The 13,717-nt window shown below is 74.5% G+C and carries 16 protein-coding genes; 7 read left to right on the plus strand and 9 right to left on the minus strand.

Going from position 1 to position 13,717, the window contains the following annotated elements; translation table 11 throughout:
- The first annotated feature begins 45 nt into the window (after window positions 1-45).
- Genes OG617_RS20255 through OG617_RS20270 form a run of 4 tightly spaced genes read left to right on the plus strand, consistent with a single transcriptional unit; the run spans window position 46 to window position 2,413 of the window.
- Window positions 46-501: a hypothetical protein gene (locus tag OG617_RS20255; protein WP_405094621.1), complete on the plus strand. Its 456-nt coding sequence runs from the start codon at window positions 46-48 to the stop codon at window positions 499-501.
- The gene (locus OG617_RS20260; RefSeq protein ID WP_396676053.1) at window positions 498-710 is read left to right on the plus strand and encodes a DUF2997 domain-containing protein; all 213 of its coding nucleotides are present in this window, start codon (window positions 498-500) and stop codon (window positions 708-710) included. Before OG617_RS20255 ends, OG617_RS20260 begins: the two co-directional genes overlap by 4 nt.
- On the plus strand, window positions 694-1,740 hold the full coding sequence (locus OG617_RS20265) for a ComEA family DNA-binding protein (RefSeq protein WP_405094622.1): 1,047 nt from the start codon (window positions 694-696) through the stop codon (window positions 1,738-1,740). Before OG617_RS20260 ends, OG617_RS20265 begins: the two co-directional genes overlap by 17 nt.
- Window positions 1,718-2,413 (plus strand): 4Fe-4S single cluster domain-containing protein, encoded by a 696-nt coding sequence (locus tag OG617_RS20270; protein WP_405094623.1) that lies wholly within the window; start codon window positions 1,718-1,720, stop codon window positions 2,411-2,413. Before OG617_RS20265 ends, OG617_RS20270 begins: the two co-directional genes overlap by 23 nt.
- Here the strand turns inward: OG617_RS20270 and OG617_RS20275 are convergent.
- From OG617_RS20275 to OG617_RS20290, 4 genes are all read right to left on the minus strand, one after another.
- On the minus strand, window positions 2,380-3,795 hold the full coding sequence (locus OG617_RS20275) for an amino acid permease (RefSeq protein WP_405094624.1): 1,416 nt from the start codon (window positions 3,793-3,795) through the stop codon (window positions 2,380-2,382). The genes OG617_RS20270 and OG617_RS20275 overlap by 34 nt on opposite strands.
- A gap of 110 nt (window positions 3,796-3,905) precedes the next feature.
- Entirely contained in the window at window positions 3,906-4,604 is a 699-nt protein-coding gene (locus tag OG617_RS20280; protein ID WP_405094625.1) for a hypothetical protein, read from the minus strand.
- Window positions 4,605-4,606: 2 nt separating this feature from the next.
- On the minus strand, window positions 4,607-5,401 hold the full coding sequence (locus tag OG617_RS20285) for an ABC transporter permease (protein WP_405094626.1): 795 nt from the start codon (window positions 5,399-5,401) through the stop codon (window positions 4,607-4,609).
- Window positions 5,398-6,315 carry an ABC transporter ATP-binding protein gene (locus OG617_RS20290; RefSeq protein ID WP_405094627.1) on the minus strand — a complete coding sequence of 306 codons (918 nt, stop codon included), beginning with the start codon at window positions 6,313-6,315 and terminating at the stop codon, window positions 5,398-5,400. The genes OG617_RS20285 and OG617_RS20290 overlap by 4 nt, the downstream gene beginning before the upstream one ends.
- 130 nt (window positions 6,316-6,445) lie before the next feature.
- On the opposite strand from OG617_RS20290, the gene OG617_RS20295 reads away from it, so the two are divergent.
- Together OG617_RS20295 and OG617_RS20300 are read left to right on the plus strand one after the other, a co-directional pair.
- Window positions 6,446-7,783, plus strand: a complete 1,338-nt coding sequence (locus OG617_RS20295; protein ID WP_405094628.1) for a sensor histidine kinase — start codon at window positions 6,446-6,448, stop codon at window positions 7,781-7,783.
- Window positions 7,762-8,493 carry a response regulator gene (locus OG617_RS20300; protein ID WP_405103843.1) on the plus strand — a complete coding sequence of 244 codons (732 nt, stop codon included), beginning with the start codon at window positions 7,762-7,764 and terminating at the stop codon, window positions 8,491-8,493. The genes OG617_RS20295 and OG617_RS20300 overlap by 22 nt, the downstream gene beginning before the upstream one ends.
- A 372-nt stretch (window positions 8,494-8,865) precedes the next feature.
- Here the strand turns inward: OG617_RS20300 and OG617_RS20305 are convergent, their stop codons facing one another.
- The 4 genes from OG617_RS20305 to OG617_RS20320 form a co-directional block, all read right to left on the minus strand.
- A complete protein-coding gene (locus OG617_RS20305; RefSeq protein WP_405094629.1) occupies window positions 8,866-10,074 on the minus strand; it encodes a hypothetical protein in 1,209 nt (402 codons plus the stop codon).
- A 79-nt stretch (window positions 10,075-10,153) separates the two neighbouring features.
- Entirely contained in the window at window positions 10,154-10,492 is a 339-nt protein-coding gene (locus OG617_RS20310; protein ID WP_405094630.1) for a type VII secretion target, read from the minus strand.
- The gene (locus tag OG617_RS20315) at window positions 10,489-10,905 is read right to left on the minus strand and encodes a YbaB/EbfC family nucleoid-associated protein (protein ID WP_405094631.1); all 417 of its coding nucleotides are present in this window, start codon (window positions 10,903-10,905) and stop codon (window positions 10,489-10,491) included. Before OG617_RS20315 ends, OG617_RS20310 begins: the two co-directional genes overlap by 4 nt.
- 248 nt (window positions 10,906-11,153) lie before the next feature.
- Window positions 11,154-11,942, minus strand: coding sequence for a D-Ala-D-Ala carboxypeptidase family metallohydrolase (locus OG617_RS20320; protein ID WP_405094632.1), 789 nt, complete (start codon window positions 11,940-11,942; stop codon window positions 11,154-11,156).
- A 315-nt stretch (window positions 11,943-12,257) separates the two neighbouring features.
- Between OG617_RS20320 and OG617_RS20325 the strand changes: the two genes are divergently transcribed.
- Window positions 12,258-12,920, plus strand: a complete 663-nt coding sequence (locus OG617_RS20325) for a DUF6642 family protein (RefSeq protein WP_405094633.1) — start codon at window positions 12,258-12,260, stop codon at window positions 12,918-12,920.
- A gap of 48 nt (window positions 12,921-12,968) precedes the next feature.
- On the opposite strand, the gene OG617_RS20330 is transcribed toward OG617_RS20325, so the two are convergent.
- The gene (locus tag OG617_RS20330) at window positions 12,969-13,610 is read right to left on the minus strand and encodes an NAD(P)-dependent oxidoreductase (protein ID WP_405094634.1); all 642 of its coding nucleotides are present in this window, start codon (window positions 13,608-13,610) and stop codon (window positions 12,969-12,971) included.
- Between the last annotated feature and the right edge of the window lie 107 nt (window positions 13,611-13,717).

Consider the following 13,717-nt stretch of genomic DNA (forward strand, 5'->3'; position numbering starts at 1 on the left):
CCCCGCCCCCGTCCCCATCACCACGACGACGACAGGAGAGTGCCGGTGAGCATCTCGCTGATACTCGTACCCCTGGCGGTGGCCACCGTGGCCGCCGTGCACGCCGCCACCGCCGACCGCGACGGCGAGGGCCGGGTGGTCTGCCAGGTGCAGACCCGGATGCGCGACGAGACGCTGCTCGCCGCCGCGCTGCGGGACACCGGAGCGGCGGTGACCGCCGCTGCCGACGGGATCACCGCCGACTGGGCCGGGGTACGGGCCGGCTTCCACCGCGGCCCGGACGGCATCTGGACCGCGCACCTCACCGGCGAGGTCGACGAGGACCGGGCGGTGGAGATCGTCCGGTCGGTCGACGCCGCGTACGGGCGGCAGGTGCAGGGCGCGGTGCTGGAACGGCTGCGGGCCCAGGCCCCGGCCGCCGGGCTGCGCCTGGAGTCGGAGCAGGTCACCGAGGACGCCTCGGTCCGGCTGGTCTTCGCCGTGCAGGAGCGGGACCGGTGACCGGGCAGCCCCGCGTCGTCGTCACCGTCAACCCGGACGGCTCGGTCAGCGCCGAGACCCAGGGCCTGCTCGGCGAGAGCTGCCTCGACTACGTGGCCGTGCTGGAGGACCTGCTCGGCGCGCGGACGGTGCGCAGCGCGTACACGGCCGACCGCGACCGGGTGGCCACCGTCGTCGCCGACGAGCAGCACGATGTCGACCGCGCCTGACGGTTGGCCGCCCGCGGCGGGCCCGGCGGCGTACCCGCCGCCCGACCCGCCCGGCTACCTGCCAACCAGCCCGCCCGGCTACCCGCCGACCAGCCCGCCCGGGTACCCGCCCCCGCCCGGTCCGCCCACCTGGGCCGCCGCGCCGCCGGTGCGCTCGCCCAGGGTCAGCGTCTGGTGGCGGCTGCGGCACAGCTGGTGGGTGCTGTTGCCGATCTTCGGGTTCAGCTGCTTCGGCGGGATCGGCTTCCTCCACGTCGGCATCCGGGCCCGGCGCTCGGACTGGTGGATTCCCGGCATCGTCTACCTACTCGCCAGCTGGGGCGGCTTTATCGGAATCGGCGTCGCCGGGAAGGAGAGCGCCGCCAGCGACTTTTGCTTCGGCCTGTGGTTCGCGGCCTGGGTCATCAGCGCGATGCACGCACTCGGGGTCAACGTCTTCTGGTTGCGGTGGCGGGCCGGCCACCGGTCCGGGCACGCCCAGCCCGCGCCGGGCTGGCCCGGGTCCGCGTACCCGCCCGGGGTCCTCGCCCCGCCGCCCGGCCCGCCGGTCGGCGGGTTCGGCAGCCACCTCTCCGGCCCACCCGTCGTCGGGCAGCAGGGCGAATACTGGGCCACCGGCCCGGCCGCGACCAAGGTCCCGGGCGACCCGACCGCCGGCCCGCCGCCGGTGACGCCGCTGCCCATGGTCGACCCGACCGCCGAGCCGCTGGGCTTCGGCGCGCCGCTGAGCTTCGGGACGCCCGTCTTCGGCCCGCCCACCACCCCGCCGTCGACCGCGCCGGCCGCGTCGTCCCCGGTGGAGGTCAACGCCGCCGGGGCGGAGCAGCTCGCCGCGCTCCCCGGCTTCGACGCCGCCCGCGCCGGGCGGGTCCTCGCCGCCCGGGAGGCCCGCCGGGGGTTCGGCAGCGTCGCCGAGTTCGCCGCCGCCGCCGAGCTGGCCCCGCACGAGTACGCCCGCCTGCGCGAGCTGCTGGTCTGCGTGCCGCCCGCCTACCCGGGGACGTCCAGTGGACGCGTACTCGATTTCTGAGACCGGCCCGGTGCGGCGCTCCGCCGCCGGGCCGGAACTGGTGGCGCTGGCCCGGTTCCTCGCGTCGACCCGGGCCGAGGGGCCTGGCGAGCGGACCGCGCTGTGGGTGCAGGGCTGCGCGATCCGCTGCCCGGGCTGCTTCAACCCCCAGCTCTGGACCTTCCGGGGCGGGGAACTCGTCGCGCCGATCGAGCTGGTCGAGCGGGTCCTCGCCGCCGGCACCGAAGGGGTGACCCTGCTCGGCGGGGAGCCGTTCGACCAGGCCGGCGCGCTGGCCGAGGTGGCCGCCGGGGTCCGCCGGGCCGGCCGGTCGGTGATGACCTTCACCGGCTACACCCGCGACGGCCTGCGCCGCGCCGTCGACAGCGGACGCGAGGACGTGGCCGCCCTGCTGGCCGAGACCGACCTGCTGGTCGCCGGGCCGTTCCGGGCCGACCTGGTCGACACCGACCGGCCCTGGGTGGGCTCCACCAACCAGGAGTTCGCGCTGCTCAACGACCGCTTCCCAGGGCTGCTCGACGAGCTGCCCCGGACCCCGGACCGGGTCGAGGTGACCGTCGACGCCGCCGGCCGGGTCTCGGTCAACGGCTGGGCCGAGGTCGACGCGCTAGACGAGCTGCTGGCCTCGGTGGGCCGCCCTCAGCGCCGGCCGGCCAACGCCGAGCGCCGGTAGCCGTAGAACCCGTAGACCAGCGCGCCGAGCAGGAACCACACGCCGAAACGCAGCCAGGTCACCGGGTCGAGGAAGGTGATCAGCCAGATCGAGAACAGCGCGCCGAGCGCCGGCACCACCGGCATCCCCGGCAGCCGGAACGTGCGCGGCGCGTCCGGGCGGCGGTAGCGCAGCACGATCACTGCGACGCAGACCACCACGAACGCCAGCAGGATGCCGATGTTGGTCAGCTCGGCGGCCTGCCGGATCGGCAGGAACCCGGCGATCAGCGCCGAGCCGACGCCCACGATCCAGGTGACCCGGCTGGGCACCCGGCGCACCGGGTGCAGCTTGCCGAACCAGGCCGGCAGCAGGCCGTCCCGGCTCATCGAGAACCACACCCGGGTCACCCCGAGCATGAACGTGAACATCACCGTCAGGATGCCGATGATCGCCCCGACGGCGATGACGCTGGCCAGCCCGGACAGCCCCACCGACGCGAACGCCGAGGAGAAGCCGCTCTCCGGGTCGATGTCCCGGTAGTTCTGCATCCCGGTCAGCACCAGCGTGGCCAGCACGTACAGCACCATCGAGATGGCCAGCGACCAGATGATCGCCTTCGGCATGTGCCGGCGGGAGTCCTTCGCCTCCTCCGCGGCCGTGCTCATCGCGTCGTACCCGAAGACGGCGAAGAAGACGGTGGCCGCGCCGGTGAACGCCCCGCCGACCCCGAACGGGAAGAACGGCGAGTAGTTCGCGGTCTTCACGTGGAAGAAGCCGACCACGATCACCAGCAGCACCACGGCCACCTTCAGCCCGACCACGAACGTCTCGAACCGGGCCGCCGATTTGATCCCCCGGTTGAGCAGGAACGCGATGAGCAGGCAGAGCACCACCGCGAACAGGTCCACCACGTGCCCGTCGCCGGTGCCCGGGGCGCCCAGCATCCAGTCGGGCAGCGCCAGGCCCAGCTCCCCGAGGAGGAAGCCGAAGTACCCGGAGATGCCGATCGCGACCACCGCCACGATCGCCGTGTACTCCAGCAGCAGGTCCCAGCCGATGAACCAGCCCACGGCCTCGCCGAGCACCACGTACCCGTAGGTGTAGGCCGAGCCGGCCTTCGGGATCATGCCGGCGAACTCGGCGTACGACAGGGCCGCCGCCGCGCTGGCCAGGCCGGCGATCAGGAACGAGACGAGCACGGCCGGGCCGGCCGTCTCGTGCGCCACCGCCCCGGCCAGGGCGAAGATGCCGGCGCCGATGATCCCGCCCACCCCGATCGCGGTGAGCTGCCACAACCCGAGGGACCGGGACAGCCCCTCGTCGGTCTCCTCGGCGATCTCCTCGACCGGCTTGCGCCGGAAGATCCCCGCGCCGCCCGGCGCCCTCTCCGCAGAGGTCATCGTCGGTCCCCTCTCGTTCCGGCCACGTTGCCGTCGGTGGAGAATTCCCTCCGCATTGTGACGGACGTAGATGTCCAACGAGAAGCTCCGCGCGCGGGTGCGGGGACAGTTCACCCCGGGGCCGCCCGACGGGTCAGCCGCCAGTACTGCCGCTTCTCCTCGTCCCGCACCACCACCCCGAGCCGGGCCAACTCCCGCCGCAGGTCGTCGGCGTCCCCGCGCCGGCCCCGGTCCACCGCCCGCTGCCGCGCCCGCAGCAGGGCGTCCGCCCCCGCCGGCAGCCCCGGCAGCCCGTCCACCCACCGCCGGTACGCGTCCCGGTGCGGGTCCGCGTCCGCCCACGGCCAGCCGTGCGCCCGGAACGCGGCGGCCAGCCGCCCGGCGCTCACGTCGCCGCGCTCCCGGGCCAGCTCCTCCTCCCCATCGCCCAGCAGCACCAGGTCCCGCCGGTCCGCGAACACCACCCGTACGGCCCGGCGGGGAACCTCCCGGTCCCGCCCGTCGCGGCGCAGTCGGACCCGGTCCGCGTCCACCTCGACCCGCAGCCGCTCCCGGGTGCCGATCCCGGCCACGACGAGCCCGGCCAGCACGCCGAGCGCCAACGCCCCGGCCGTGGCCCGGGGCTCGGGCAGCCCGGCCAGCAGCTCGAACCAGCCCTGCGCGGGCACCCACGGCAGCCCGGCGACCGGGCCGGCGACGGCGGTGAGCAGCCAGCCGGCGCCGGCCCCGACCAGCGGGAAGCCGCCCCACATGACCGCCAGCTCGCCCGCCCCGCCGTCGACCCGCGTCGACGCGTCCCCGGCCCCCATGGTCAGGACACCTCCCGCCGCAGCGTGCGGACCAATCCGGCGGCCAGCGGCAGCACCGCCCAGACCAGCACCGACACGGCCATCCGCCCCCACTGGCCGGCCGTCACCTCCGGGCCGAACAGCGGCTCCATGGTGACGCTGGTGTCCAGCCAGCGGGCCGGCTCCCGCAGCGCCTCGACCATGCCGGCCAGCACCGCCCAGACCGTCGGCAGCAGCAGGTAGGTGACCACCGCCAGCGGGGTGTTCAGCAGCAGCAGGCCGAACGCCGCGCCCATCAGCACCCCCAACACCTGCAGGACCACCGCGTGGAACAGCCGGGCGGCCTCGAACGACCAGTCGCCCGACCCGCCCATCGCCTTCGCGGCCAGCGTGCCGACCGCGGCGACGACCAGGGTGACCAGCACCGACGCCAGCGCGGCCAGCACTACTGCGGCGAGCTTCGCGACGATCACCCGTTCCCGGCGGGGCACCAGCGCGTACGTGGTCAGCGCGGTGCGCTGGGACCACTCCCCGGTGATGGACAGGATGCCCAGCACCGGCAGGAGCAGGCCGGCGGGGAGCAGTTGCGGGACGAAGAAGGCGGTGAACGTCTGTTCGTCGTCGGCCAGCACCCACAGTTGCACCACGACGATCGCGACGGAGACCAGGCCGATGCCGACCAGCAGCCACCGGCCGGCTCGGGTGTCGACGAGCTTGCGCAGCTCCACGGCGGTCAGCCGGGACAGCGACGGTCCGCGTACCCCCGGGTGAGCCGGCGGGGCGACGGCGGGTGCGATGGGGGCGGTGCTCGCGCTCATGCGGTGGTCTCCTTCGTGGACGTGCCGCCGGTGAGGGTGAGGAAGAGCTGCTCCAGGCCGCCGGCGCCGGCCGGGCGCAGCTCGGTGAGGGCGACCCCCGCGTCCGCCGCTGCCTGCCCGACCACGCCGGGCTCGGCCGGGACCAGCAGGCCGCCGCCGGGCGACGCGGCCGGGCCGGTGGCGCCCGTCGCGGCGAGGCCGGCCTTTGCCAGCGCCCGCCGCAGGGCCTCCCCGTCGCGGGCCCGGACCAGGGTGCCGGCGTCGGCCAGCAGCTCGTCCGTGCCGCCGGAGGCGACCACCCGACCACCCCCGATCACCACCAGCTGGTCGGCCACCGCCTCCACCTCCCTCAGCAGGTGGGAGGAGAGCAGCACGGCGCCGCCCCGGTCGGCGAAGTCGCGCAGCAGGCCGCGCATCCAGAAGATGCCCTCCGGGTCCAGGCCGTTCGCCGGCTCGTCCAGGATCAGCACCCGGGGGTCGCCCAGCAGCGCGTGCGCCAGGCCGAGCCGCTGCCGCATCCCCAACGAGTACGCCCCGACGCGCCGCCGCGCGGCGCCCGCGCCCAGCCCGACCAGGTCGAGCTTCACGTCGACCTCCCGCCGGGGCACGCCCATCGTGGCGGCGGCCAGCGCCAGCACCTCCCGCCCGGTCCGCCCGGAGTGCTGCGCCGAGGCGTCCAGCAGCACCCCGACCTCCCGGCCCGGGTTCGCCAGCCGCCGGTACGGCACCCCGCACACCCTGGCGGTGCCTCCGGTCGGCGGGGCCAGCCCGCAGATCATCCGCATCGTGGTGGACTTGCCGGCCCCGTTCGGGCCGAGAAAGCCGGTGACGCTGCCCGGCGCGCAGGTGAAGCTGACGTCGTCGACGGCGGCGCGGCCGCCGTACCGCTTGGTCAGGTGCTCAACTTCGATCATGGGTCGAGCCTGCCCGCGCCACCCGGCCGGGCGCTGCGGTCACCGGTCGAGAACCACGTCGACCTCCGGCCACGGCGGGCGTCGACTTTGGTAGCTGTCGGCGGGGCCGTGGCCTTCCTAGCATGGGGTGGTGACCAGCGCCGCCGTACCGGACCACCCCTGGCTGCTGCCGGGCGCCCTCGCCGACGTGGCGTCGTCCGGGGCGCGACCCCGACGGACCACCCGCGACTGGCTGGTGGACGCCCACCTGTTCCTGTTCGCCCTCGGCTGGGCCGTCGTCGCCGCCTGGGACGCCCGCCAGCCCGACCCGGAGCTGGCCGGGCGGCTGCCGTACGAGTGGTTGCAGGGACTCGACACCGTGCTCGGGCTGCTGGCCTGCGCGGCGCTGTGGTTCCGCCGCCGCTGGCCCCTCGGCCTGGCGGTGGCCACCCTGCCGCTCGGGCTGTTCTCGGCGACCGCCGGGGTGGCCCTCGTGGTCATCATGTTCACGCTCGTGGTGCACCGACCGCTGTCGCAGGCCACGCTGGTGTTCGGCGGTAGCGTGCTGACCAGCGTCAGCTACGCGATGCTCCGCCCCGACCCGGCGCTCGGATTCCGGGGCGAGCTGGCCTGGGCGGCCGTCTTCATCGGCTCGGTGCTCGCCTGGGGAATGTTCGTCCGGGCCCGGCGGCAGCTCATCCTGTCCCTGCGCGACCGGGCCGACCGGGCCGAGGCGGAGCAGCAGCTCCGGGTGGCGCAGGCCCGGCAGCTGGAGCGCACCCGCATCGCCCGGGAGATGCACGACGTGCTGGCGCACCGGATCTCGCTGCTCAGCCTGCACGCCGGGGCGCTGGAGTTCCGGCCGGACGCGCCGCCGCAGGAGGTCGCCCGGGCGGCCGGCGTGATCCGGGAGAGCGCCCACGCCGCCCTTCAGGACCTGCGCGAGGTCATCGGCGTCCTCCGCGCCGACGATCCGCCCCCACCCGGCCCGGCGTCGTCGGGCCACGTGCCGGCCGGGTCGGCCCGCCCCGCCCCCGCCCCGGCGGCCCGGTCGGCGTCGACGCCGCAGCCGGTCGCGGTGGAGCGGCCACAGCCGACCCTGGCCGACGTACCCACGCTGGTCGCGGAGTCCCGGGCCGCCGGCATGCGGGTGGAGGCGGTCGACACCGTCGAGGCGGCCGGGACCACGCCCGTCGCGCTCGGGCGCGGGGCGTACCGGATCGTCCAGGAGGGGCTGACCAACGCCCGGAAGCACGCGCCGGGCGCGGCCGTCACCGTCCGGCTGTCCGGGGCACCCGGTGAGGGGCTGACCGTCGACGTCCGCAACCGCTGGCCGGTGGGGGCCGGGTCGCAGCCCGTCATCCCCGGCACCGGGACCGGCCTGATCGGCGTCGCCGAGCGGGTCAGCCTGGCCGGCGGGCACCTGGAGCACGGGCGGGACGGGTCCGGCGACTTCCGGCTGACCGCCTGGCTACCCTGGCCGGCATGACCGGGCGGGAACACGACGGCGGCGGCCCTGGACAGGGAGACCCGGGGGAGCCCGTGCGGGTGCTGATCGTCGACGACGACGCCCTGGTCCGGGCCGGCCTGTCGATGATCCTCGGCGGCGTGCCGGACCTGCTGGTGGTCGGCGAGGCCGCCGACGGCGACCAGGTGCCGGCCGCCGTCGCCGCCTGCGCGCCCGACGTGGTGCTGATGGACATCCGGATGCCCCGGGTGGACGGGCTCGCCGCCACCGAGGCGCTGCGCGCCCAGCCCCGCCCGCCTGAGGTCCTCGTACTGACCACGTTCGACGCCGACGACCAGGTGCTGCGGGCGCTGCGCGCCGGGGCTGCCGGGTTCCTGCTCAAGGACACCCCGCCCGCCGAGATCGTCCGGGCGGTGCGCCGGGTCGCCGGTGGGGAGGCCACCCTCTCGCCGACGGTCACCCGGCAACTGATCCGGCACGTCACCGCGTTCGGGGCGGCCGGCGTCGACTCCCGCCGCGAACGGGCCCTACGGATGCTGGCCGGGCTCAGCGAGCGGGAACGGGAGGTCGCGGTGGCGCTCGGTCAGGGCCGGACCAACGCCGAGATCTCCGCCGAGCTGTTCATGAGCGTGGCCACGGTCAAGGCGTACGTGTCCCGCCTGCTGGCCAAGCTGGACCTGAACAACCGCGTCCAGGTCGCCATCCTGGTCCACGACGCGGGCCTCGCCTGACGGCCTCGCCCTCGCATCATCGACTCCATGACACTGACTTTGCCAGGCGAGCGGCAGGGACTTACGAGCACTCAACCGCTTGACCGGGTTGAGTCGCGGCTACGCTGTCGCCTTCCGGAGGGGATATCCAGGTTCGTCCGGCGGTGACGAGCTCGGAGTCATTTCGCGATACGACGAGAAGGTGCTGCCCAGTGCGTCGGGTCCTCGGCGTCGGGAAGTCGACGCCGATAACATGGACCGGCCGCCCGGTCACCTCGTCGACGAAGGTCGGAAGCCCGATCAGCTCCTCGCCGCCGAGGAGCGTCCCGCAGGCAACGAGGCCCGACCGGACGGGAAGGTCGAAAACCTCGTCGACCCGAAACCTGAGCCGCCTCATCTGTTACCTCGGAATCGCTCCAACGCATCGGGCTCGACTGCGTACGCTTCGTCTTCGAGTTCTCTCCACGTGCGGCGGAAGTGTTCCCCCGCGTGCAGTTGCCGGATGTGGCAGTACTCGTGAGCGATGGTAGCTGCCAGGGTCTCTTCGTCAGCGAAGCTGGCGGGACCCATCCGGATTTCCCGCCCTTCCAGTTCGCTGGGCGTGTAGGCGCACGCGTCCATCGAGTCGAGGTATCGCACTTCATCGGGCTCTTCGACGAGATGGATGGCAACGCCGTTCAGATCGATGCCCAGCTTCTCGGCCACGGTGTGGACATTCTCAATGGTGCGAGGGGTGCCCGGACCGTTCTCAAGAACGTCCCAATTGCTGCGCGCGCTGTTGCTTGAGTAGAGGTTTGCGGGGCGCGGTGGCGGCGGGGTGGTGGGGTCGTGGCGGGCGAGGCGGCGGAGTTGGGCTTCCAGCCGTTCCAGGATGCCGTCCAGCCGGCGCAGGATCGGGGCGACCCGGCGGAGGCTGCCGATCACCCCCGTGAGCAGCCGGGCGATCTTCGCGGCCCACCTCGCGGCCAGCGTGGACACCTGCGCGACCACCCAGGGCGTTCCTACGCCGAGTGTGCCGCCGGTGATGGCGAGCCACTCCCACAGCCGTACGGCGAGCACCGAGACGAAGTCGGCGATCAGGTCCCGGACGAGCTCCCGGACCAGGGCGACCACCAGCCCGGTCCCGGTGGTGATGATGGCCATCGCCTCGGCGCCGGCGCCCATGGTGGACAGCGCCTCGCGGTGCCGCCCGGCGTGGGCCCGGTACGCCGTGCCGGCCTCGCCCCACCAGCCGGCCAGTTCCGTGGCGACGGCCGCGTCCAGGTCGACTGCCGAGGAGCGCAGCGCCGCCGCGACGTTGGACCAGGTGGCGGCGTACGCCGTGAGTTGGTCGGGGTCGCCGGCCAGCCAGTCGAGCGCGTCGGAGAGCGGCTTGAGGTGCTCGATCAACCAGGCCACGCCCCAGGAGACGAGCTGACCCAGCGGGTCGACGACGACGGCGAGGGTGTCCAGGCCGGTGGCGAAGCCGCCGATCGTCCCGTCGATCCAGGAGCCGCTGCGGAACGCCTCGACCAGCAGGTCGACGTCCTCGGCCAGGCCGATGCCCGACCAGCCGGTGGTGCTGTCCACCCGCCCGGCGACCAGCGGGTTCGGCGCGCTCATCCGGGCCGCCCCACCGTTGGGCGGCGGGCCCCGACGGCGGCCCCGGCGGGCGGAACGACAGGCCGGGCCGGCGGCACGGTCACCTCGGGTCGAGGCGTTCGGCGGCGCGCTGGTCGCCGTCCCGGTATCGGGACGCCGCCGCGCGTACCCCGTGGGCGGTCTCGTCCAGCGCGTCGTGCGACTCGCGGAGCACCCGCTCGGCCAGGTCGTGCAGCGGCTCCAGCATCACCGGGAAGGCCGCGCACAGCCGCCCGTACGCCTGGCCGCCGAGCCGGATGCCACCGGCCGCGCCGATCGCCTGCCGGACCGTCGCGCCGATCCGGTCAAGGTCGGCCGCGTGCGCGGTCAGCGCCTCGGGGGTGACCTCCAGGGCCGGCGGACCGCCCGTACCGCCGGCCGGGGCGCGGTCACCGGTCACGGCGCGACCCCGGGACGCCGCCGGCCGGGAGGATCGTCGGGCGGTGGGGCGGGGAAGCGGCGGTCGTACCCGTCGAGGACTGCCCGGCCGGTCTCGGTGTCGGCACCGACGGTGTCGGCGACCGCTTCGGCGACCCGGCCGGCCAGGGTGGCCTGGGCCCGGTGCAGCGCGGTCATGATCTCGCGTTCGAGCCGGGCCGCCGGCCAGCCGGTGAGCCGGTCGTCGAGGTGCAGCGCGACCAGGCCGCCGGAGCTGTCGACCCGTGCCTCGACCAGCCCGCCGGCGGCCTCGGCGCTGCCGGTGAGCCCGGCGACGCGCGCGGCGAGCCGCTGCGCCCGCTCGGCGCGCTCGGAGATCGAGGCCGACCAGTCGGCCACCCACCGCTCGGCGTCGTCAAGGTCCCGACCGAACACCGCCGCCTCCCCGTCGTCCGAAGCCGACCCAGACTAGCGACGTTCCCCGCCCGGCGCGGCCCCGCGCTGCGGCCCGAACCCACCCACCCACCCACCCACCGTCCGCCCGGGCCGCCCGGGTTCCCACCCCGGCCGCCCTCCCGGGCCGCCCGGGTCTCCACCCCGCCCGCCCGTAACGCCGACGCGCCGGCCCGGCCGCGGGGCAGTTCCCGCGGTCGGGCCGGCGGCGTTTCGCCTGGCGGCCCCGGTCAGTCGCCGCCGGCGCCGATCCCGCAGTCCGGCGCGGACCAGACGGTCGTGTTCGACGTCTGGTCGCTGTTGTTCTCCCGGCGGGAGTCCACGTGGACGTGGTCGTTGTGGTCCGGGTACCCGGGGCCGTAGATGCCGCTGAAGCCGTGGTCGCGGGCCGCGCGGGCGGCGTCGCACAACGACGAGTCCCGGGGGACGAGATCGGCGGCGGTGCCGTAGAGGTGCTGGCTGTCCGCCGCCCCACCGACCTGCTGGTTGCACTCCTTGCTGCGGAAGCCGCTGGTGACGAGCACCGGCTTGTCCCCGAGGTCGCGTCGCAGCGCCTCCAGCTTCCACATGGTGCGGAGGGCGTTGGCCTTCGTCTTCGTCGCCGACAGCGGGCCCCCGCTCCAGCCGCCCAGGCCGCAGCCGTTGTCCAGCTCGCTGTAGCTGAAGTGACGGGGGGTGCAGTCGTTGTCCTGGAGCGCGTACAGCTTGGTGTACGTCTGCGGCCCGGCGACCCCGTCGGCCTTCAGCCCGTACGCCGACTGGAAGCGCTTGACCGCGGCGGCGGTCTTCGGGCCGTACCGGCCGTCGTTCTCCACGATGTCCCGGGTGCCGGCCCACCCGGCGACCCGGATCTGGAGCTGGCGGACGTCGTCGCCGGAGCGTCCCTGGTACAGGTTGCGTTTCCAGGTGTAGCAGCCGTCGGCGTGGGCTGGCGGGGCGGCCACCACCGTGGCGATCGCGACGCCCGGCAACGACAGGGCGAACGCGACCACGGCCCGCTTCAAGGTTTCGGCACGCACGAAAGTCCTCCCGTAAGGAGAGCGAATGGGGTGATCGGGTCCGTCGACCGGGACGTCCCGTCCGTTCCACCCTCGCATCGTGGCGTCCTTCTGGAGGCAAATAACCGGAATTGTTCTCGCCTTGATTCGTGCCTGGTGATCTGCTGGGAAAGGAGGGCGAAATGGGTACACCCCATTGCGCGCCGCCGATGCACGGAGCGGCCGAAACGGTACGCGGGGCGCGACGTGACGGAAACGTGATTCGGATCCGACGGAGGGTGACCGTCGGGGCGCGAACGGCCGGCGGTAACGTCACCGGGGGCGGGGGAGGTGGCTGTGGCACGCGGTGGCGTCTTCTGTGTCGAGGGGCAGTGGCACCGCGACCTCAACGAGCGCGGATCGGTCCTGCCGACCCTGGAACTGCTCGAACGGCTCGGCAAGATCCGGTTCATCCACAAGGACGCGGCGACCAGGGACGAGCTCTTCTACTTCCTCGACCGCTGGCTGCTCAAGCAGTACGCCGACTACCGGGTGGGCTTCTTCGCCATGCACGGCGAGCCGAGCCGGCTCTGCCTCACCGACTGGGACTCCGTCGACCTCGCCGACGTGGCCGAGCGGATCGCCGGCCGGTGCGACGGCCGACGGCTCTACTTCGGCAGCTGCTCGGTGCTGCGGGCGTCCGACGCCGTGCTGCGCGACTTCCTCGACGTCACCGGCGCCGCGTTGATCTGCGGCTTCACCCGCGAGGTCGACTGGGTGGAGTCGGCCGCGTTCGAGACCGTGCTGCTCGACGTGCTCGCCAACGGGCACCGGCACAACGCCGCCGAGTTGCGGATGGGCTCCGCCCACTGGGCGCCGCTGGCCGCGTACCTGGGCTTCCGGGTGATCTACGCCAACGGCCGGGCGTGGCGGCCCACCGCGCGGCCCCGGGTGCCGGCCCAGCCCACGGGACGGACCGCAGCCCGGCCCCGCTCGGCGGGCACCGGTAAGCATGATTGATGGCACGCAGCATCGCGAGCAACACCCGGCGGCTCAGTATCCGGCGGCTCAGTATCCGGCGGTGAAGCGCATGTTCTCGAAGCGCGGGTGCTCGATCTCGTCCACGACGGCGACGGCCAGGTCCTCGTAGCTCAGCACCGCGCGTCCCCCCTCGTCCGTGACCGGTTCCTCCGTGCCGGTCCGGTAGTGGCCCGTGCGCTCGCCGGGGTGGAACTCCAGCGGCGGTGGGGAGACGTACGTCCAGGTCACCCCCTCCGCCGAGGACCGGTACCAGGCCAGGGCGTCGGCCTGGCCCAGCGCGGAGTCCCGGTATTCCTCGGGGAAGTCCGGCTCCTCAAGGAACGGGACACCCCTCGGGCTGAGCAGGGTCGCCCCGCCGCCTACGTGGATCACCCGGGGCGGGTTCGGCAGGTCCCGCAGCACCGTGATCAGGTTCTCCGCCGCGTCCCGCCACAGCGCCCGCTCCCCGCCGCCGACCGCCACCACGATCGCGTCCGCGCCCGGGGCCAGCTCCCGCACGCTGTGCGCCGAGGTGGCGTCGCCGGTGACCAGGTTGACCCCGGCGGGCAGGTAGCTGACCGCCTCCGGCCGGCGCACCGCCGCGGTCACCCGGTGACCCCGGTTCACCGCCTCGGCGGTGATCCGTGAACCCGCCGTGCCGCCGGCCCCGAACACCACGATGTCACTCATCGTCTGACCGCCTCCCGCGCCGCACCCGTCCGCGCGGCCGTCGTCGTCCGTCCCCAGGCTAGGGAGCCGAGCGCCCCCGGCGGTGCCGTTCCCCGATTCCGGGCCGA

This window comes from Micromonospora sp. NBC_01412 (assembly GCF_045040215.1).
GTDB classification, from domain to species: Bacteria; Actinomycetota; Actinomycetes; order Mycobacteriales; family Micromonosporaceae; genus Micromonospora; species Micromonospora rubida.

Coding starts and splice junctions, on each gene's coding strand:
- OG617_RS20285 (WP_405094626.1), bottom strand. CDS start 5,401: ATGAGCGCGAGCACCGCCCCCATCGCACCCGCCGTCGCCCCGCCGGCT.
- OG617_RS20275 (WP_405094624.1), bottom strand. CDS start 3,795: ATGACCTCTGCGGAGAGGGCGCCGGGCGGCGCGGGGATCTTCCGGCGC.
- OG617_RS20280 (WP_405094625.1), bottom strand. CDS start 4,604: ATGGGGGCCGGGGACGCGTCGACGCGGGTCGACGGCGGGGCGGGCGAG.
- OG617_RS20330 (WP_405094634.1), bottom strand. CDS start 13,610: ATGAGTGACATCGTGGTGTTCGGGGCCGGCGGCACGGCGGGTTCACGG.
- OG617_RS20265 (WP_405094622.1), top strand. CDS start 694: ATGTCGACCGCGCCTGACGGTTGGCCGCCCGCGGCGGGCCCGGCGGCG.
- OG617_RS20290 (WP_405094627.1), bottom strand. CDS start 6,315: ATGATCGAAGTTGAGCACCTGACCAAGCGGTACGGCGGCCGCGCCGCC.
- OG617_RS20305 (WP_405094629.1), bottom strand. CDS start 10,074: ATGAGCGCGCCGAACCCGCTGGTCGCCGGGCGGGTGGACAGCACCACC.